This is a genomic window from Wolbachia endosymbiont (group B) of Melanargia galathea, assembly GCF_964030625.1.
Taxonomy (GTDB): domain Bacteria; phylum Pseudomonadota; class Alphaproteobacteria; order Rickettsiales; family Anaplasmataceae; genus Wolbachia.
The window spans coordinates 447,928-467,520 of sequence record NZ_OZ034910.1 but is presented as its reverse complement, the minus strand read 5'-3'; the positions used below and the strand labels follow the sequence as shown (position 1 = coordinate 467,520).

The 19,593-nt window shown below is 34.0% G+C and carries 19 protein-coding genes; 6 read left to right on the top strand and 13 right to left on the bottom strand.

The genetic code is table 11. From position 1 onward, the window contains the following. Window positions 1-4: 4 nt before the first annotated feature. Both AAHF52_RS02150 and AAHF52_RS02145 read right to left on the bottom strand, forming a co-directional pair. Complete coding sequence (locus tag AAHF52_RS02150; RefSeq protein WP_174516910.1) at window positions 5-1,084, bottom strand: ankyrin repeat domain-containing protein; 1,080 nt, start codon at window positions 1,082-1,084, stop codon at window positions 5-7. Between the two features lie 95 nt (window positions 1,085-1,179). Then, window positions 1,180-3,780 (bottom strand): ankyrin repeat domain-containing protein, encoded by a 2,601-nt coding sequence (locus AAHF52_RS02145; RefSeq protein ID WP_253309691.1) that lies wholly within the window; start codon window positions 3,778-3,780, stop codon window positions 1,180-1,182. Between the two features lie 429 nt (window positions 3,781-4,209). On the opposite strand from AAHF52_RS02145, the gene mutL reads away from it, so the two are divergent. The 6 genes from mutL to AAHF52_RS02115 all read left to right on the top strand — a co-directional run bounded on the left by mutL (window position 4,210) and on the right by AAHF52_RS02115 (window position 11,237). Then, on the top strand, window positions 4,210-6,000 hold the full coding sequence (gene mutL / locus AAHF52_RS02140) for a DNA mismatch repair endonuclease MutL (RefSeq protein WP_264376940.1): 1,791 nt from the start codon (window positions 4,210-4,212) through the stop codon (window positions 5,998-6,000). Window positions 6,001-6,068: 68 nt separating this feature from the next. Next, on the top strand, window positions 6,069-7,007 hold the full coding sequence (locus tag AAHF52_RS02135) for a helix-turn-helix domain-containing protein (protein ID WP_213863740.1): 939 nt from the start codon (window positions 6,069-6,071) through the stop codon (window positions 7,005-7,007). A gap of 169 nt (window positions 7,008-7,176) precedes the next feature. Continuing rightward, window positions 7,177-7,842, top strand: a complete 666-nt coding sequence (locus AAHF52_RS02130; protein WP_143688756.1) for a RadC family protein — start codon at window positions 7,177-7,179, stop codon at window positions 7,840-7,842. Between the two features lie 170 nt (window positions 7,843-8,012). Next, the gene (locus AAHF52_RS02125; RefSeq protein ID WP_213863739.1) at window positions 8,013-9,209 is read left to right on the top strand and encodes a hypothetical protein; all 1,197 of its coding nucleotides are present in this window, start codon (window positions 8,013-8,015) and stop codon (window positions 9,207-9,209) included. Window positions 9,210-9,295: 86 nt separating this feature from the next. After that, window positions 9,296-10,204, top strand: a complete 909-nt coding sequence (locus tag AAHF52_RS02120; protein ID WP_006013992.1) for a helix-turn-helix domain-containing protein — start codon at window positions 9,296-9,298, stop codon at window positions 10,202-10,204. Window positions 10,205-10,250: 46 nt separating this feature from the next. Next, the gene (locus AAHF52_RS02115) at window positions 10,251-11,237 is read left to right on the top strand and encodes a helix-turn-helix domain-containing protein (RefSeq protein WP_006013990.1); all 987 of its coding nucleotides are present in this window, start codon (window positions 10,251-10,253) and stop codon (window positions 11,235-11,237) included. 95 nt (window positions 11,238-11,332) lie between these two features. Here the strand turns inward: AAHF52_RS02115 and AAHF52_RS02110 are convergent, their stop codons facing one another. From AAHF52_RS02110 to AAHF52_RS02060, 11 genes are all read right to left on the bottom strand, one after another. Then, the gene (locus AAHF52_RS02110; protein ID WP_143688973.1) at window positions 11,333-12,247 is read right to left on the bottom strand and encodes a patatin-like phospholipase family protein; all 915 of its coding nucleotides are present in this window, start codon (window positions 12,245-12,247) and stop codon (window positions 11,333-11,335) included. A gap of 8 nt (window positions 12,248-12,255) precedes the next feature. Next, complete coding sequence (locus AAHF52_RS02105) at window positions 12,256-12,471, bottom strand: hypothetical protein (RefSeq protein ID WP_006015629.1); 216 nt, start codon at window positions 12,469-12,471, stop codon at window positions 12,256-12,258. A gap of 67 nt (window positions 12,472-12,538) precedes the next feature. Beyond that, the gene (locus tag AAHF52_RS02100) at window positions 12,539-13,072 is read right to left on the bottom strand and encodes an ankyrin repeat domain-containing protein (RefSeq protein WP_006015625.1); all 534 of its coding nucleotides are present in this window, start codon (window positions 13,070-13,072) and stop codon (window positions 12,539-12,541) included. Window positions 13,073-13,124: 52 nt separating this feature from the next. Further along, the gene (locus tag AAHF52_RS02095; protein WP_006015622.1) at window positions 13,125-14,069 is read right to left on the bottom strand and encodes a contractile injection system protein, VgrG/Pvc8 family; all 945 of its coding nucleotides are present in this window, start codon (window positions 14,067-14,069) and stop codon (window positions 13,125-13,127) included. Further along, a complete protein-coding gene (locus AAHF52_RS02090) occupies window positions 14,070-14,279 on the bottom strand; it encodes a tail protein X (protein ID WP_006015620.1) in 210 nt (69 codons plus the stop codon). It abuts the gene before it with no gap. Beyond that, the gene (locus AAHF52_RS02085; RefSeq protein WP_039950887.1) at window positions 14,276-14,623 is read right to left on the bottom strand and encodes a phage tail protein; all 348 of its coding nucleotides are present in this window, start codon (window positions 14,621-14,623) and stop codon (window positions 14,276-14,278) included. The genes AAHF52_RS02090 and AAHF52_RS02085 overlap by 4 nt, the downstream gene beginning before the upstream one ends. Next, entirely contained in the window at window positions 14,623-16,887 is a 2,265-nt protein-coding gene (locus AAHF52_RS02080; RefSeq protein WP_342068477.1) for a phage tail tape measure protein, read from the bottom strand. The genes AAHF52_RS02085 and AAHF52_RS02080 overlap by 1 nt, the downstream gene beginning before the upstream one ends. 109 nt (window positions 16,888-16,996) lie before the next feature. Beyond that, the gene (locus tag AAHF52_RS02075) at window positions 16,997-17,254 is read right to left on the bottom strand and encodes a phage tail assembly protein (RefSeq protein WP_264375233.1); all 258 of its coding nucleotides are present in this window, start codon (window positions 17,252-17,254) and stop codon (window positions 16,997-16,999) included. A gap of 88 nt (window positions 17,255-17,342) precedes the next feature. Continuing rightward, on the bottom strand, window positions 17,343-17,849 hold the full coding sequence (locus tag AAHF52_RS02070; protein WP_108783961.1) for a phage major tail tube protein: 507 nt from the start codon (window positions 17,847-17,849) through the stop codon (window positions 17,343-17,345). An 11-nt stretch (window positions 17,850-17,860) separates the two neighbouring features. Further along, entirely contained in the window at window positions 17,861-19,036 is a 1,176-nt protein-coding gene (locus tag AAHF52_RS02065) for a phage tail sheath subtilisin-like domain-containing protein (protein ID WP_264376938.1), read from the bottom strand. Next, window positions 19,033-19,590: a hypothetical protein gene (locus AAHF52_RS02060; protein ID WP_264376937.1), complete on the bottom strand. Its 558-nt coding sequence runs from the start codon at window positions 19,588-19,590 to the stop codon at window positions 19,033-19,035. Before AAHF52_RS02060 ends, AAHF52_RS02065 begins: the two co-directional genes overlap by 4 nt. Between the last annotated feature and the right edge of the window lie 3 nt (window positions 19,591-19,593).

Sequence of the window (19,593 nt, the reverse complement as noted above, 5' to 3'; positions counted from 1 at the left end):
GTATTTATTCTAATCTTGCACGTTTGGTATCATTACTTATAGAAGTTTCATAAAGTCTTGTACCAGGCTCTACGAGATTATTTAAGGAACTTAAAGATTGAAAAGTACGTTTATTGGAATCATCAAACGCTACTATAAAGTTTAACAAGTTATCATTAGATAGATATTCAGTTATATTATATGTAGAATCATGATCCAGAATAATTTTCTTTTCTTTGGCATCTTGATCTGCCACATCTAATTTAGTATAAAATTGTATCTTACTTAACTTATTTAACAAATCTGCTCTTTCTAAAAAAGGTTTTACCTTATCTAATATGATATCATTATATATAGGATAGCGTATGGAATAATCAATTTTTGCTAGTCTTACAGATAATTGATTATTATATAGTACATGTATGTTGAAGTTATTTGTAACAAATTCATATAGTGGAAGGCTATCTTTTATTTCATCTGTTTTCATTTGAAGAATTTCACAAACACAGTCATCTAGATAACTTGATAATTTACTGTAATTACTGCATCCTTTATAAGGAGATAAGTCAATAATTTTTCCGTAATCCTTATTGAAGTTCCTTACTAAAGTAAATTTAATCAACAATTTAGCGCATGCTAGATCACTTACAGCGTTATCTAAAGATGTGGAACAATTATCATAAAGCCGTCGTTCACGATTTCTTATATTAATATCAGCTCCATATTCTAATAGTTCTTTAACTACTTCCAGATTTTTACCACTTTTTTTTACAGCATGGTTCAGTGCAGTATTGCCTTTACGGTTTGTTGCATTTACATCAGCACCATGTTTCAGAAGTTCTCTAACTAATTCTAATTCCTTCCCCAGTGTTATAGCAGAATGTAGTGGAGTTTCACTATACATGTTTCTTGAATTGACTTCGGCACCACCTAACAAAAGCTCTTTAGTAATTTCTACACTACTAGTAGTATGAAGTAACGTATCTCTATTCCTTTCTACTCTAAGGTTAGCATTAGCACCTGCAGACAAAAGAGCTTTAACTTTTTCTAAGTTTCGTTCATAGACTGCTTTTTCTAATTCTTTGTTAATATTATTATTTAGCATATTTTTAAAATCCTCCTAAATTTCACTATTTTGTAACAAAATTTTTGTATATTTTCTAGATCTTGGCACCCTCATTAGAGTTTCATTTAAGAGAGCTATAACTTTAAACTCTTTACTCTATTTTCTACGCTGACATCTTGTAAACTCTGATCTGGACTTTTTAATATTTCTAATAATCTACTTGCAAGGTTTGAGTGTTTATTGATTACTGCAACCTGGACTAATGACTTGCCTTGATCATCACGAGCATTTGTTACAGCTACGCGCTCATCGGGTTTTATTGCTCTCAGCTTACTGATAATTTCAACATTACCATTTTTTGCATTTTCAAATAGCTCTTCTACTAATTTCAATAGGTTAGTAATATTCTGGTCTCGAGAAAGATCAAGTGGTGCTTTACCTTCTTTATTCTTGATGTTATAAATTGCACCATGTTTTAATAAAGATTTTACAACTTCCAAGGAGCCACCTTTAGCTGCAACATGAAGTGATGTAGTACCACTAGAAGTAGTTTTAGCATTAATAAAATCACTCAATTTATTGTGGCTTACACGTTGTAACAAAGCTTCAATAATTTCTTTATGACCTTTGGAAGCAGCAGTGTGTAATGGTGTATTACCCTTGTTAGTAACTTTAGTAGCATCAGCTCCATTTGCTAGCAAGATATTTACAACTTTTATGTGCCCATTATTAACAGCATAATGTAATGGCGTTCTTCCATCCACGTTCTTCGAATCAATGATTGCTCCATCTCTAATGGAACTCTCAATTCCTAAATAATTATTATCTTCTATAGCCTTAAATAACTTCTCAACCAATTTTAGTAATTTTATTACTTCTGGGTTTCCTCTTCTTTCCGCAAAGTGTAATGGTAAAACATATCTACCTCCTTCAGCTCTAGCATTAAAGTATGCTCCGCTCATAAGTAGAGACCTAACTATATCTAAATTACCAATTTGTGCCCCTAAGTGTAAAGGCGTAGCATTTTTATCCATTTTTGCATTAACATCCGCTCCATTTATAATAAGAGTTTTAACTACCTTAGGATGACCATATTGAGCTGCAAGATGTAGGGCTGTGCCTTTATTTTGATTTTCTTTTACATTTACATCAGCACCATGTTTCAATAGAACGGTTGCTATCTGATCATAACCTTTTTCTGCTGCAAAATGTAAAGGAGTCCAATTTGTGTGATCTAAAGCATTAATATCTGCTTCCTTTTCTAAGAGCAATTCAACCACCTCTAAATGATCATGGTCTACTGCAAAGTGTAGAGGTGTAGTACTTTTAACTGTTTTAGCATTAATGTCTGCTCCTTTATCAAGCAAAGATTTAGCAACTTCTAAATTACCATCATATGCTGCACAATGTAGAGGAGTCCAACTTCTGTTATCTAGAGCATTAATATCTGCTCCATTTTCAATCAAGAAATTCATTATTTCCAAGTGATTATGTTCTGCTGCCAAATGTAGAGCTCTTCTACCATCATCCATCTTTGCATTTATATTTGCTCCTTTTGCAATTAAGCTCTCTACTATTTTTAAAGAAAAACCATTATATGCTGCATTATGTAAAGGAGTCCAATTCTGATCATCCACGGTGTTAATGTTTGCTCCATTTTTAATTAAAAAATCACTCACCTCGAAATGACTTTGCTGAATTGCTAGATGCAAAGGTGTAAAACCTTCGTTTTTTTTAGCATTAACATTGGCTTTTTTCTCTATTAGTAGCTTCACTACTTCTAAGTGACCATTCTGAGATCCTATATGTAAAGCTGTGGAATTATCGTGGTCCTTAGCATTAACATCAATTCCCCTTACGAGAAGAAGAGACTTAACTACTCCAAAGTGATTACGTTCTGCTGCTAAATGTAGAGGTGTAAGATTCTCATAATCCTTAGCATTAACATTAGATTTTGCTTTTAGTAAAATGTCTACTAACTCTAAAAAGCCATTTTGAGACGCTAAATGTAGAGGTGTAATCTTATCATCTGTTTTTGCATTAACGTTTGCTCCCGCTTCAAGCAGAACTTTAACTATATCTAACCTACCAGTTTGTGTTCCCAGATGTAAGGGTGTAATGTTTGCATCAACTTTATGATTACCTATGCCTGAAGATCCAGCGTTAATATTAGACCCTTGTGAAATAAGAGCTTTAACTACTTCGAGGTTACCATTTTGTACTGCAGAATGCAAAGGTCTTGCTCGATCATTATTTACAGCATTAACATCTAATCCCTTTTCAATAAAAACATTTACTATATCTAGATGACCATTCTCTGCTGCTAGGTGTAAAGGTGTATTAAGTTTATCTGTTTTAGTACTAAGATCTGCTCCATTTGCAATCAAGGTGTTGACTATATCTAAATATCCTTGCTGGGATGCAAAACTTAAAGGTGTAAAGCCTAGAATGGTCTTATGGTTTACATCTGCTCCATGAGCAATAAGAAAGTTAACCATCTCTAAGCGATTTTTTGCAATTGAAAAATACAGTGGCGTAAAGCCATCGTACTTAATCTCTGAATTAATATCTAAACCTTCTCCTAATAAAGTGTTGACTAAATCCAACTGACCATTTCCTGCTGCTAAATGTAGTGGTGTAAGACTAAGATGTTTCTGAATTTCATAATTTTCATTTAAAAACTCTACAAAAAATTGCAGCTGATCCAGATTATTAGATATTCTATTAGTAAACATAAAGGCCTCGCATGAAGAATTTATGTAAAATATAGTATCTACAAGTTTTTAAGCAAGATAAATCTTCTTCTTAAAAAAGATACTGTAATCCAATCTGTATGCTTATAACTTCTTCATTTGATCATGAGTAGATCAGTTGTCTCAGCTGCAATAGAGACACCTGCCTTAAGTAGCTACGTCAATTTTCTCTGTTTTTGCCCCTTTTTTTTCTGATGAAGATGTCTTCATTCTTCTCAGTAGCCAATATTCTTTTTAAAGAATAATCGTTACGTGCACCAAGGAACTTAGAAAGAACAATAGGAAATCCACTTAAAAAGCATTAATAATTATACATAATTCTAATGATCTTCATGAAAGGGCTTAGAATAGAATTTAATAGACAATCTGATTTTAATTGATATTAAACTGATCAGACTGAGAGTTGAAAATATGGCAATAATTCTTTTAGACACAAAAACTATAAATCGTATAGCAGCGGGAGAGGTAATAGAAAGGCCAGCGAGTGTAGTAAAGGAATTAGTAGAAAATGCAATAGATGCTGGAAGTTCAGAGATAGAGATCAAAATAGAAAGTGGTGGACGTAACCTTATAACTGTGACAGATGATGGAAATGGAATAGAAAAGGACGACTTAGAACTAGCATTTATGAGGCATGCCACTTCAAAATTAAGCGATAGTGAGTTAATAGAAATCAAGCACCTTGGGTTTAGGGGAGAAGCTTTACCTTCAATTGCAGCAGTAAGCAGAATGAAATTATCGTCTAAGGCAAGTGGAGCAAAGGAAGCATGGTCTATAAGGTATGAGGGAGGAGAAAAAATAAGAGAGATTACCCCTTGTTCTTTGTTGCAAGGTACATATATTGAAGTTCGTGACTTATTTTTTGCTACACCAAATAGACTAAAGTTTCTAAAAACCGAAAGGGCAGAAACACAAAGTATTGTTGATATTGTGAATAACTTAGCGATGATTAATTATAGTATTGGGTTTACTCTCACTTCTGGTAATAAAAAGCTCTTAAAATATGTTAAGCAAACTTCGCTGTTCAACAGATTATGTGAAATAGAAGAAGAATTTCAAAGCAATTCACTGGAAGTTAAAGAGGAAGAAGAAGGCATCAAACTTAAGGGACACATCTGTAAACCTAATGTCAATCGTGGCAACTCAACTCAGATTTATACGTTTGTTAATGGAAGGCCAATAAAAGACAATCTACTTGTTGGTGCAATTAGATATGCGTATCACGATTTTATTCCAAACAATAGGTATCCTTTTGCAGTGTTGCATTTAGAAGTACCATATGACCAAGTAGATGTAAATGTGCATCCAAATAAATCGGAAGTAAGATTTCAGAATAAAAGGCTAATATATGAAATAGTGAGAAGAGGGATAATAAAAACACTATCAACGAGATTTGCAGCGGGTGATCAAGGTATTGAAGAGGAGCTAATTTTTAATGATAGTAAAAGCCAAGAGCAGGTTGATAGTCAAGAGAAAAAAGATCAAAAAGAGTTTTATGAAAAGAGACCAAGTCTTTTAGAAAATCGTCTAATGAAAGAATTCAATGCACCAGATGAAAGAAGGCAAAGCTTACCAGAAACTTTTAAGTATGGAGAATCCCCAGCCCAAAAGGGAACGATGGTTTTAGAAAGGAAGCAAATTGATTTGGTAGAGGATCATCCCCTAGGATATGCACGTTGTCAGGTCCACAATACTTACATTATTGCTGAGGCTGGAGATAGGCTGATTATAGTAGATCAACATGCAGCCTATGAGAGGTTGATATACGAGTGCTTAACAAGCATAAAAAGACAAAAACTTCTCATTCCTGAAATAGTTGAAATTAAAAACCAAGCTGGAATGGAGATGGTTAAAACTTATAAAGATAAGCTTTTTGAAATGGGTTTTGGTATTGAAATAGAATCAGAAGATAAAATAATGGTGAAAGAAATACCTTCAATCTTGGGAACAATAGATATAAAAGAGATGCTAGTTGATATAGTAGATAAGTTAACGGAAATGGAAGATACGTTGTCAATAGAGGATAAGGTGAATAAAATATCAGCCACAATCGCTTGCCATGGAGCAGGAAGAAAAATGAAATTGGAAGAGATGAATGAGATACTAAGACAAATTGAGAAAACTCCATATTCTGGTCATGAAAGACCAACGTATATAGAAATGAAACTAAGTGATATAGAAAAATTGTTTGAAAGGAGATGAGTTCAGTTTGTCAAAAAGGTTCCCAATTAAGTATACGTAACAGCTCTTCTGGTTATGGAGTATAAAATGTGAAAAAAGAGAATAAATGCTCTAATTTTTTAGATTACAAAGTAATAGGACAGGAAGTAAGAAATCATAGATTAGCAAAGGGATATACTCAAAAAGATTTAGCAAAAAAAATCGGAACAACATATCAGGTAATACTTCAATACGAAAAAGGAACACGCAGAATTTCAATTAAGAAGTTATATGAATTAGCAGAAGCATTATCAACAACTGCTAGAGATCTAGCTTGCGTACAAGAAGTATCAAATGAGGGAAGGTATGAGGGAGAAGAGGTATTAAATCTAGTAAGAAGACATAGAGAGATTAAGGATCAAGAATTACGTGAAACGTTTTATTTATTAACTAAATTCATCCGTATTAGTGAGGAAGAAAGTGGAAAGGCGGTAAAAATAGAAGTAGCAAAGGGTTTGGTTAAGGAAGGAGTTTCTGCTCATGTTATCTCTCGAACAACCAATTTATCTGTTGATGAATATGATAATGATGAGAAAAAAATTTCCATTCCGTATAAAGTAGGTCAAAGAGTAAAAGAATGGAGGTTGAGAAGAGGATACACTCAGGAAGATTTAGCAAGTAAAGTGGGCATAATAAATCAAAGAATATATGAATATGAACAAGGACGAGCTGCTGTTTCACTTGAAATGTTAGATGAAATAGCAAAGATGCTATTAATTAATATTACAGATCTGCTTCCAGAAACAAGAGAAAATGAGAATAGTGAAGTGGAACTATCAAGGTTAATAGAAGAATACAAAAAGATTAAAAGCCAAGAATTACGTCATGTACTCATAAAATCTCTGTTTGAAAGCATACAAGTTTGCAAAGAGAAAGTGAAGAGAGTAGAAAAGATGAAAATTGCAAAGAATTTAGTTAAGGAAGGAATTTCTATCAATATTATTTTAAAAACAGTGGGCATCTCTTTAGACGAAATTCAACAAATTTAAAATAAAAAATCAGTATCTATTAATATCTTTACCTATTCATGAAAAAATAAGTAAAAAAGATTGAAAAATTGATTTGACTTCACTCAAAAGCTATGGCCTTATGCCAATGCTGACAAAAAACAGCAGTAAATATATAAAAACATTTTGTTATTAGTGAAGGGTAATTTTTATGAATAATAAGAAAGATCGTAGAGAAGAAATAGAATTCAGAGCATTAGAAAGCAACGGTAAAGCACTACTTGATCGTGAAGTAATAGAAACGTTTCTAAGTGCAGTGCATGACAGGGAAGAAGCTCGAATTATTGCTAGAAAGCTAATAGATAATTTTGGAATAGGAGGAGTTTTAGGCCAGGAAATAGATGACTTGAAAACTATAGAAGGGATAACTGACTCTACAGTAGCAGTAATTTTATGCCTAAAGGAAGCTGCAAAGAGAGTACCAAGAGAAGAGTTAAAGAAAGGACCTGTAATGGATAACTTGGAAACCATAGTAAAATATTTGAGGGTGAGTATTGGTTATTCAGAGGAGGAAAAGATGAAAATAATATATTTTGATCAAAAGTGCCGTTTAAAGGGGGAAGAAGTGTTCACTGGTACAGTGGATAAGGTACCTTTTTACATAAGAGAAGTAACAAGAAAGGCATTAATAAGAAAAGCGACGTCAATAATAATATCGCATAACCACCCAGAAGGAAGGTTAAAGCCATCTGATGAGGATGAAGCTGTAACTAAAGACTTGGCTAAAGCTTGTCAGACTATAGGGATTAGGTTGCTGGATCACATTATCATCACAAGTGTTGGGTATTTTAGCTTTAAAGAGCAAGGACTGTTATAAAGCAGATGTTTGAAGATTTTCATGAGTTGTTTAACTACTTGAATGAAGAAAGTATTTGCAATCACATTAATCATTGCTTATAATTAATGAGAAAGTATATATTGAATTAATAATAAAGTAATAAAGTAGGTTATAGACTTAGTAAAGTATATTTAATAGCGGAGGCTAATATGGTTAATAAAATAATTGTACCTTTTGATGATCAAGAAGGAGGTACTTACGAGTTAAACATTGATCTTGATAGATTATCAAAAGGTGAGGTGTTAAATGCTATTGTAGGAATTGGTCGTACTAAGGAGCAATCCACCTTTGTAAGCAAAATTAATAAGGCTAAAAAGCCTGAAGAAATAGCACCTTTCCCTGGTAGAGAAGTTCGCGAAAACAAAATCAACTATGGGAAAGGATTTGACTATGTTTATGGCACAAAACCTGTAAGTGATCAAGAAGATAAAAATCCATTTGCTTCAGCTTTGAAAAAAATAAAGCCAAGTGCAGAAAAGTTGAGCTGGTTTAAGAGTGCTGTGGTAAGAGCAAAAAGTCCAAATGAACTGCACAAGGTTGTAGACGAAGCACTAGCTGCTGGAGCAAGGCTAAATGCATGTAATGATGGAGAGTGGAGCCTCGCGGAATATGTGATACTGGGCACACATTTTCATAAATTTGATAAGGCTGATCGTAAAAAGCTAATACGTAAATTAATGCTAAACGGTGCAGAGTTTCATGATACTTTATTGGAGAATAAATTGATAGGTGAAATCTATAATGAGCTACAACCAGAAGTTCAGCCACATATAGATGAGAGACTAGAAGAACTAGAGAAAGCTGGCGAAAGTGCTGTGCAAGAAGGAGAATTAATAGATGTTGAAATAGATAATACAACATCGTATATAGAATTTTCTGGGGATAGCAAGGTAGAGGTAGCCAAAATACTGGAAGCAAAAAGAGAGCTAGGAAGTAATATTTTAAAAATTGGCAATGATGCAGTTGAGGTTAAAAGTGAGAAGGGAGGTATAAGAAACTATATCGATATGTCAGATGGAAGCTCTATTATATTAGAATTTCCTACAAGCATTGGTAAGCTAGATATTATATTGTACCACGATGTAAAAAAATATGATCAAGTACAAGTCAGAGTAGAAAATAAGGAAATGTGGTCTAAATTACAAGAAAGAGGCGAAGAAATAGGAAAAAATTGTCTTTTTGCTGGAGTAAAACTTAAAGAAGCAGTAGAAAAGGGAAGTTTTATGAGATGTGGCATATGGAATAGCAAGCAGCTTATGAAGGAGGTTGATAGCCCAAGTGAAAAATTGTCTTCATGGGTAGATAAAGTACGTGAAAATAGTAAAGAAACTTTTAGGGGGCTTTAATTCATTTATTTTAAGGTTCCAGAGTCTACCATTATATCTGGAGCCTTTGAGCTATAGTAGAAAATATTATATGTATGGTTCTTTGTATGGAAAAAAGTCTAGACTGTGAGGTAGGGCAAAAAGTAAAAAATTGGAGGTTAGAGAGAGGGTATACTCAGAAGGATTTAGCGGAGAAGGTTGGTGTAAAGTACTGGGCAATACTGCAATATGAAAAAGGGAGTCGTAAAATTCCAATTAAGAAATTATATGCTATAGCAGAAGCATTATCAGTAAATGTTAAAGGTCTAGTTTGTGGAGAGACGCTACCAAATGAAAAAAGATATTTTGAAGATGAAGAAATATTAAATTTAGTAAAGGGTTATAAAGATAAAGAATTAAGCGAGGTATTTTATTTATTAACCAAATTTATTCGTTTGAGTGAGGAAAGAAGCAGAAAAGCGGTAAAAATAGAAGTAGCAAGGGGTTTGATGAAAGTAGGAGTTTCTGCTCATGTTATCTCTCGAACAACTAACTTATCTATTGGTGAGTATGAGGAGAACAAAATTCCGGTTCCATACAAAGTAGGGCAAAGGATAAAAGAGTGGAGATTGATACGAGGATATACACAAAAAGATTTAGCGAATAAAGTTGGCATAACAAATCAAGGAATATACGAATATGAACAAGGGAGAGCTGCTGTCTCACTTGAAATGTTAGATGAAATAGCAAAGGTATTATCAATCAGTATCATAGATCTACTTCCCGAATCAGATGAGGATAGTGAAGCGGAAGAAAAGCTATCAAAGTTGATAGAAGAATACAAAAAGATTGAGAGTCGGGAATTACGCGATATGCTAATCAAGTCTTTATTTGAAGGTATACATGTTTATAGAGAAAAGGTCAGAGAGGAAAAGAAGATTGAAGTTGCAAGGAATTTAGTGAAAGAAGGAATTTCTGTTGATATTATCTTGCAAACGACAGGCTTATCAAATTATATGATTGAGAAATTTTTGTGATTTCATAAAAACTTAGCCAATAGTGGATTTTTTTGTGATAGAATATATGTTTGCTTCTGTAGGAAAAACAGCTTTTAGAGGATTTATCTATGATAATTCAGAGCATATTGGCTCAGTAAGCTACGAGCTGGGGAAAAAAATAGAAGGTTGTAGGATAGTACAAGGGTATACTCAGGCAAAATTAGCAAGCAAAATTGGTTTAACACATAAGGAAATACATAACTTTGAACTAGGGTGCAAGGCTATTACAATCAAAGAATCGTATATAATAGCAGGAGCATTGTCAGTTAATGTTATAGATCTACTTCCAGGACCAACAGTACTAAGAGAAAACAGTTGGTATGAAGATGAGGATAAAGAAATAGTCTATCTAACAAAAATACATAGAGAAATTAAGGATCAGGAATTACGCAAGAAGCTGTATCCATTAGTAAGGTTTGTATATATTAGCGAGAAAATTAGCCAAGAAGAAGCGAAAATAGAAGTAGCAAAGAATCTAGTGAAAGAAGGAGTTTCAGTTGATATTATTTCCCAAGTGACTCGCTTATCTACTTACGAATATGATGATATAGAGAAAGAAATTTGTACTGATTCTATACTCTACAAAGTGGGGAAAAGGATAAAAGAGCAGAGATTAATACGGGAATACACTCAGGAGGACTTGGCAAATAAAATCGGTTCAACACCTAAAGAAATACACGACTATGAACGAGGATATACAGACATTCCAATTGAAATATTATATAAGATAGCAAAGACATTATCAGTTAACATTAAAGCTCTTGGACTAACAGAATATGAAAATGAGCCAGTTTTTGGGTTTATAGGTAAATGCGAAAAAATTGAGGATCAAGAATTACTGGATACGGTAGCTAGATCTTTATCTGAAGGAATGCAAACTGGTAAAGAAAAGGTTAAAAAAGCAGAGAAAATCAAGATTGCAAAAGATCTAGTTAAGGAAGGTGTTGCTATTGATATTATTGTGCGAGCAAGTGGCCTAACTGCTGATGAGTTGGGTGAGTGTGAAAATTGAATGTGTTTAAGATATAAGTAAAGTTAGTTAATGATTTAACCAGCAGAATTTGCTAACCAACTTTTTTGGCTCAGTTGAATTTTGCTTGGTATAAATTAAGATATGAAATCGCAAAGTTTATCTATTAATTTCTGGTTGTCCTCTATCATTGCATTTGCCTCTTGCTGAAGAGATTTGATATTTTTGAGTGTAATATTGTCCATCTCAGTCGATGCTACTTTCAATTGCGATTGTATTCTTATATATTTATCGTCTATTACTTGTTCTAGTTGATAATCAACGCAATCCAATCCAGAGGCAAACATCACATTCAGTAGTGGCTTGATCCACCCTATTTTGCCAAATTTCCTTGAGTTAGCATACTTTATACTTCTATCTGTTCCACCAGTGCCTATTGATAGCAGTATAATCTCATCATTTGGAAATAACCTCTTACCACTTGCATATGCACAAGCCGCTGGATTATTTGCAAACACTCCACCATCTATCAATACTCTCTCTGTTTGGCTAATTTTCAGACGTTTTGGTGTGAAGTACGTTGGAGCAGCTGTTGTAGCTCTGAGTGCATCTTTCAACTTAATGTTTTTTTCTTTCCAACTTTTGAAGAAAAATTCACAACTATTGTGAATGTCATAACTGGTGAGTAGTAGATTACTCGCAACATCGGCCATAGTACTTTCACCAAAGTATTTGTTGAGAATAAATTCCATATTTCTATATGAGTACTGAGAACCACTCAGCCAAGAAGCAATTGATTTTCTCCAAAATGATGATTGAAAGATATATGCTCCATACTCTTGATAAAGTTCAACCAAATCATTGGCAGAGTATTGAAGTTTATTGCTTTTACAAAGTCCAGCAACAATAATCCCACCGGTTGAGGTTCCTGCCATTAAATCAAAAATCTGGGAAATTGGCTTTTTTGTCCTAGATTCAATTTCTGCTAGAATAATGGCAGGTATTATCCCTCTAATGCCACCTCCATCAACGGATAAAATGTATTTTACCACTGTGAAATTTATTTGTGTTTTTGCTCAAGCTCATTAACTTCTTCAATGAGGTTTTTTACCCGCTCCTCAAGGCGATAAACTGTTTCCATTAGTTCGTGATTTCGTTCTATAAATTGATCATGAATTTGTACTTTTAAATCAAGCTTAGCGAGCCACCAAATTGTTGCTATGGTCTGTATTACTATCGTTACTATTACTGTGATTGGGATTTTTTGCTTTTTCATGTGAAGATATTAACTTGTTATGGATAGTTTTAGAAGTTTATATACAGATTATAGAAAACTTACAGCTTTAGTGATTTCTTTCTATTGATTTGTATCGATCCTCTGCTTCTGCAAGTAGCTTAATGATTTCATCATAAGGTTTGTCCTTATTATGCCGTGATCTTAATACAGCAATTTTCCTTGGTGTTTTTCCATCTGTATCTCTAATGGTAGGGTCTGAACCTTTGTCTAATAAAAATCTAATTATCTCCAATTTGCCTTCATATGTAGCTGCATGTAAAGGTGTCCATCTTTCATATTTCGTAGCATTTATATCAACTCCTTTTTCTACTAGGAATTTTACAACCTCTGCACATCCCTCTTCTGCAGCATAATGTAGTGCTGTTAATTTAGGGATCTGCACATTAATATCTAATAGATTTTCTACTAAGAATTTTACAGTCTCTAAGTTACAATTTTGAGAAGCAATGCGTAATATCGTTTTATAATTATCTGCAGCCTTTGCCTTCATGTAGGAATAGGTAGCAATAATACATACTATTACTGTTATAAGCCACCAAAAATGCAGCTTGTTTTTTGTATCTTGACCCAATTTATCCATATTCAACATCTTTTTAATATTAAATAGATCATTTACTCATTTTTTATTAACATTACTTACTCAAAGATGCTGACAACATAGTAAGGTAACCTGAGCTATTTAAAGTATGCTCCGCTCTATTAACTATCCATTCACCATCTACCGCTTGGTTAAAGTCTATAAGATTAAGTTTAGCTTCTGCAAAAATTTGAGGATTACCAGGCATAGTTATATCTAAAGCTTCATTGTTACGCTTCAATTGTTTCAACTTGGCATTTGCTGCACTCAGCGCTGACTCTGCATTAGAGTAAAGTTCCAGCATAATATAACTTGGCTCGCTACTACCAACTGTTTCTTTAATAGTTTCGCCCTTTTCATAGCTATGCCACTTTGCCACTACTGAATTATACTTATCACGTACGGTAAAATGTACTTTCCAGTTAATTGTATCTTGAGGTCTAATAGTCGTTGTTCCTAAAGCTTTTCCTGTGGCTGATTTTGCCATATTCTTTGAAATAAACAATATATACCCACCAGCTAATTTTGCCATTGCTTCACGCTCTGTTGCGATCTTTGTTAACAGACTTATATCACTTTCATCTGCCTGATTAATATGGGGTATCAATACACTCTTAAATTCCTTAGCGACTTTGTATCCATATCCATGTTTTTGGGCTATTTCTTTTACTAAGTTTTCTATGGTAATTTGGCGCCATTCTTTTGATACTTTTGCCTTCAAAGATATTCTTAAATTTGTTGCATGAGCTTTGATTAGTAGAGTCTTAGGTGGACCCTGTATAGTCACTTCGTTGACTGTATATATACCCATTGGAAAGATTCCAAATTCCTTATAACCTAGTGCTATGTTCAATTCATTCGGAATATCTATGTCTTCATCCCTGTAATTAACACACACTTCAACTACATCATCTATTATTCCTGATTCATCTGTAAGGTGCAATGATATAACTCTATCTTTAATTGATTCACATTTATCTATTATAAAATCTGGCTGCATTTATTCCCAGACCTTTAATTTTGACTTTTGTACTATTTTCTTAATAGTAGGAAGCTTTATCTTTAATCCTGCAGGCAAAAAGCTTCCGTATTCTGCCAAACCTAAGTTCTCTGCTAGTACTAATTCCACTACTCCATCAGTAAATCCGTAATGTTTCCAGCAAATCAGATCTAACATCTCATTTTCTTTACTCACATAGTATACAGTCATCTATAGCTTTTTAAACTCAAACTAAATTCAACTTTTCTTGGTAGTCCATTAGGTAAAAAATACATCTGCTTTTCTTCTAACCTAGTAATTACGAATTGTCCTAAAATATTACCTAAACTATCTACTAAAATATGTGGTTTTTCAGCTTCTTTCACACTCTTTAATTGATTTAGCCCGTTGAGATTATGCAGATAAATCATTCCTTCTAAATCTATATTTTCTACACCTTGACCGATATTTTGTAATAGTGGCATATTTTCAATACACTCAATCGTGCTCCAACGATTTTCTTTGCTATACTTTAAACTTGTGGGAGCAAACTTATACGGACCAAGAGATAGCATCAATAAAATGTCTCTACCGTATCAAATAAAACATCACGTGACTTTTCTCTTATCCTTTTTATTACTTCATCTGCAAGACTACGAACATCTTGGTTAGGTTCTGCTTTAATGCTGATAGTGTAATTATTAGTGATGTTCTGAGTTTTATTTTGTTCTTTATTTTCAAACTTACTCCTTGCAAATATCTTATCGCTCTCTGTCTCCTCAATAAGGCTTTTGACTCTGAAGCTATTTTTATTTCTCTTTGAAAATTCTTTAATTATACTGTTACCTAGCACAGGATTTCCACTGTTGAGAATATTACTCTTTATGGGAGTATGGACTGCTTTTATTTCAGTTTTTCTTTTTTCAAATTCTTTCAGTGGGCTATTTTCCAATACTTTTCCAAATACACTTTCCCCTATCCATGAAAAAGCTTTTCCTATAGGTTCAATGAGTGATTTCCACAAGCTAGAGAAAAAGTCTTTCACCTTTTGCCAGTTAGCTATAACAAGAGCTGCACCAGTAACAAGTCCAGCAACTAAAAGTCCTATAGGGTTAACGAGTGTTATTGCTCTTAGTCCTGTTACTACTGCAGGAAAAACTGTAGCTGATAAAAATGAAAATACTCCAAGTAGGTTTGCTTTCAGACTAAAAATCGTACTTCCTAGCAATGTAAATCCGTATCCTAGTCCTACTGCTACAATTTTTAAACTTATCAAGGATGCTACAGTACCCATGATCGCCGTGGTTAAAGTTGGATATTTTTCTGCAAACTCTGCTATATATCTAGTTTTTTCTTGTAAAAATTCAGCTATAGATTTTAAAGTAGGCAACATCACTGAGCCCAGGTTCATACCAACTTCAGCTATTGCATTTCGAAGAAGTCGTAATTTATTAGCTGTAGTGTCTGCACGATTTTTGAATTCTTCTTGTAGAGAGCTCTTGTACTTTTCTGTATTAGCCAATAACTTTATTGCATCCTCATACTTATTAAAACTTCCAGCTAATAATGCAATATCATCTTGATATTCCTGACCGAAAAGTTTCATCAGGATTGTAGAACGTTCCTGATTATCCATTTTCTTTAGAGTTTGAAAAAAATAGAGTAATGCTTCTTCGCCGTTTTCGCTTATTCTTTGTACTATTTCTTCTGCAGTTATTCCCATTTGCTCTAATGCTGCTTTAAAATCCCCTCCTTGTTCTTCAGCAGTCTGAAGTTTACTAAGTAGAGCATTTATAGCAGTTGCAGCTTTTTCAGGTGTTTTACCTAAGCTAATGAAAGCATTTGCTAAACTACTTGTTTTCTCGATATCCAAACCAAACTGCTTTGCAGTACCACCAACTATTGCTAGAGTTTCAACCATATCTCTTGCTTTAGCAGCAGTGTTATCTGATAAGTGGTTGATCACATTACCAACATGTTCCATTTTACTAACATCAATGCCATAAACGTTAGAGAGTTTAGCTATAGAATCACCTGCTTGCTCTGCAGACATATCAAATGCTGTAGACATTTTTGCCACTGTTTCTGTAAACATAAAAAGATCTTCTTTCTTGATACCAAGTTGACCACCACTTGCAGCTATTTGTGCCAGTTCTGCGGCTGATAATGGTATAGTGCGTGACATCTCTTTTAACTTCTTTGCAAATTTAGTTGCTTCATCCGTTCCTTTTTTAAAATCTACCACTTTTGTAACATCAGCCATAGCACTTTCAAAGTCAATCGCAACTTTAACTGGAGCTGCAAGCGTTAGCCCTAGCCCAATAGTCTCTATAATTTGTGACTTAAAATGTGCTTTGCTTGCTAAAAAACTTTGGTGACTACGTATTGCAGACCCAAGCTTACCATACTTACCTTTTAGCACTTCAATAGAAGAACCAAGTTTATATTGATCACTTACTAATGACTTAATATTTCTTCCACTTTTCCTTACTTCTTCATTAAATGAATGCAAAGCATCTCTCTTTTTCAAATATGCTTCTTTTGCTTTTGTTGCAGAAAACTTAGCTTTATCAAATTCAGCTTTTAAAGTTTTGTTCGGTTTCTCTATTGCTTTCATTTGTTTAGCTAAAGATTTTACTTGATCTTCAAAGCCCTTCCACGACCTCCTGCTAGTCAAAACATCACTACCCAACTGCTTAAATTTTGATACTGATTTTAAAGATGAGTCAAGCTTTCTTATGTTCTCACCAAGATGAGTAAGTTGACTACTACTGCCCTTTATTACAGTATTAAAACTGCCATCAAGTACTGCACCTATTTTTATCGATAATACTGACATTTGAACTCCCTAGCTAATTTGCTCCATAAAATAAATTCACTAATCTCCATATCAAGTATTTGTTCAACTCCGCCTCCTACAACAGAGCTGAACATTAATACTTCTGACCTCAAGTTCTTTGAATAACTGGTGAAAAAAAATCCTTGAGCACCTCTTGTACTTTAACATAATCAGCAATATCTAACTCCTCAATTGATTCTTTTGCCACTGATGTTAAGTTCGCTGTCAGAGTGACTTCTTTACTTAAATCACTACCATTTAGACGATCTATGGCAAGATAATCCCTAACTTTTGGACGTCTAACGGTAAGTTCTGAGACAGAAATTCCATCAACTGTAATTGGGTTGTTTAGTGTTATAGTTTTCATAAAATTCTCCTAAAAAATAAAATATTTTTACACTTTTAAAGTTATTTTAATATGCTTCTCCTTAAAAAATAAAATTTCAAATAAGTTTTCATATTCCTAAAACCGTTTGCAGCAAGGCCATTTGATCAACGCCATTTATCTTTCTTATCATATTTTCAGCATCGATCTCTATCAGCTCATTGCCACCTATGGTAAGTTTATAGTAATGAGCAGCTACAGTACACTTCAGCGTTGCTTTTTCAGCAGGTTTCCAGTTACCAAAATCAAATTCTTTAAAAATGCCTCTTAAATTGATTATTACTGCTTCAATATCATTACTTCCACTACCTTGCATTCCACCACGGAGCATCAAAGCTACTGAATTTCCATTTATCAACCCAAATAGCCGAAAGAGCTCTGTATCGTATTCAGCAAAAGTGAAATCTGCTTCAAGCTTTTCCATGCCCATATCAATATTTACTGGAATATCCATACCACCAGCTCTGTATTCTTCAGTTTTTATGGTAAGCTTCGGCAAGGTTATTTCATCAATTTTCCCTGCATAACCACGACCATCAACAAATACGTTAAAATTTCTCAGTATTTTCGGTAACACTTTACTTGCTCCTAACTTATTATACTATTATTTACAAGATGAGACCTGAATATTATTTGCTCAGCCGGATATGGTGGTGTAAATTCGAAATCAAAATATACTTTCCCGCTTGCAATATTTGCCGGTGTATTGAGCTCTGGTGTTGTATAACATTTTCCGCTAATAATTGCTCCTTGTGCTTTTAAACTTGCAAGATAAGAATTCACCCCCTCAATTACATCATCTATATAAGTTTTGGTGATATTTCGATCAACTGCCCAGAGATGAGCTCGAAGTAAACTATCATTAATTAAATCTGCAGTCCTTCTCACTGACAAAAAAGCCCATTTTGAGTCATTTGAACATGTTCTATTTCCCCAAAGCCTATAGCCATTTTGATGAATTATCGTTGTTACTTCATTTTCATTTAAGTGGTTTGCTCTGCAATTTGTATTACCGAGAGTAAAATCAATAGGCCTGCTTGTTCCAACAATACCGTTTATTTCTTTATTTGAAGGTGAGTGCCAGAAGCCTTGCTCGCTGTCTATCTTAGCTATTAAACCAGCTACAAATGGACTCGATGGCAAGATTTCTTCTTTTCCTTCAATAAATAACTTAATCCATGGGTCAACCACGTAAACTCTTGAGCTGCCTACACTTTTTCTCCATTTTATTGCTTCTTCATCATTAGTATTTGGTCCATCTGCTACTATTATGCTTCTCAGCTTTTCTGCTATAGGAATTAATGCTGCAACCACTGGATTTTTGCCATCTTCTGGTAGTTGGTGAGTAAACTGAGGTGCAATTAATATTCTTGGCGCAACATGAACTATGCTTTCACTGCTGAGAAATGCCTCAATTCCCTGATATTCTCCGGTTTCCTCATCAACACCGCCAATTATATTCTTCAGCGTCTCTTCTTCTTTTAATTTTGGATCACTTTCTTCAACTCGAATAACTACTACTGTTGCACCAATTTGGGAAAATACTCCATTTACTGCTGAAAAAAGAGTCCCCTTTTTGCCAAGTTTTACCGCTTCTTTTAAGCTTCCTGCTATCAGTACTGGCTTATTCAGTGGAAATTTTTGCCCATCTGCTTCAGGTGCAGTACCAATTACACCTATCACTGATGATTTAGCTGTGCGTACTACCTTGGCCCCTGAGGTTACCTCAATAACATTTACACCATGTAAAAATTGCTCTGTCATTTTTTTTGCATTCTTTGTTTAAAATCATTGAGCAAAGCCTGTAGCTCTACTTCACTTTTAGCTTCTTCAATTTTCCTCTTCGCCATGTCTTCCAACTCCTCGCATTTCACTATCGCTTTTACTGCTTTTTTCACTTTTTCCTCGATTATCCTTGCCATTTCGATAACTGTAATACCACGGACTTTTGCTAAAGGTTCTATAATTTCTTTATCCTTTTCATCTATAGATTCTGGTGCTGCTAGAATGCTTTTTGCGGCTTTCGCTTGTATCGCATACGACTTAGACTTCTGGTGAGAATGTCCTGTGTATTGGTTAGTATAGTTATCATAATAAGCACGAAGATTAGAAAGTGCAGAAAATTTCGCATTTTGCAATAACTCCAATTCAATATCTTCTTGATTCCGCTGAGCAATTTCTCCTCCTTCTGTTAAACAATAGCTTTTTTGCCAATCAAAATCTTTTGGCGCTTCATACCAATTTTTACCTTTTGGCTTGCTTTCAAGTATTGTTGTTTCTACTTGTTTATCATTTTCAAATCTAATGTAGATAGACATTGT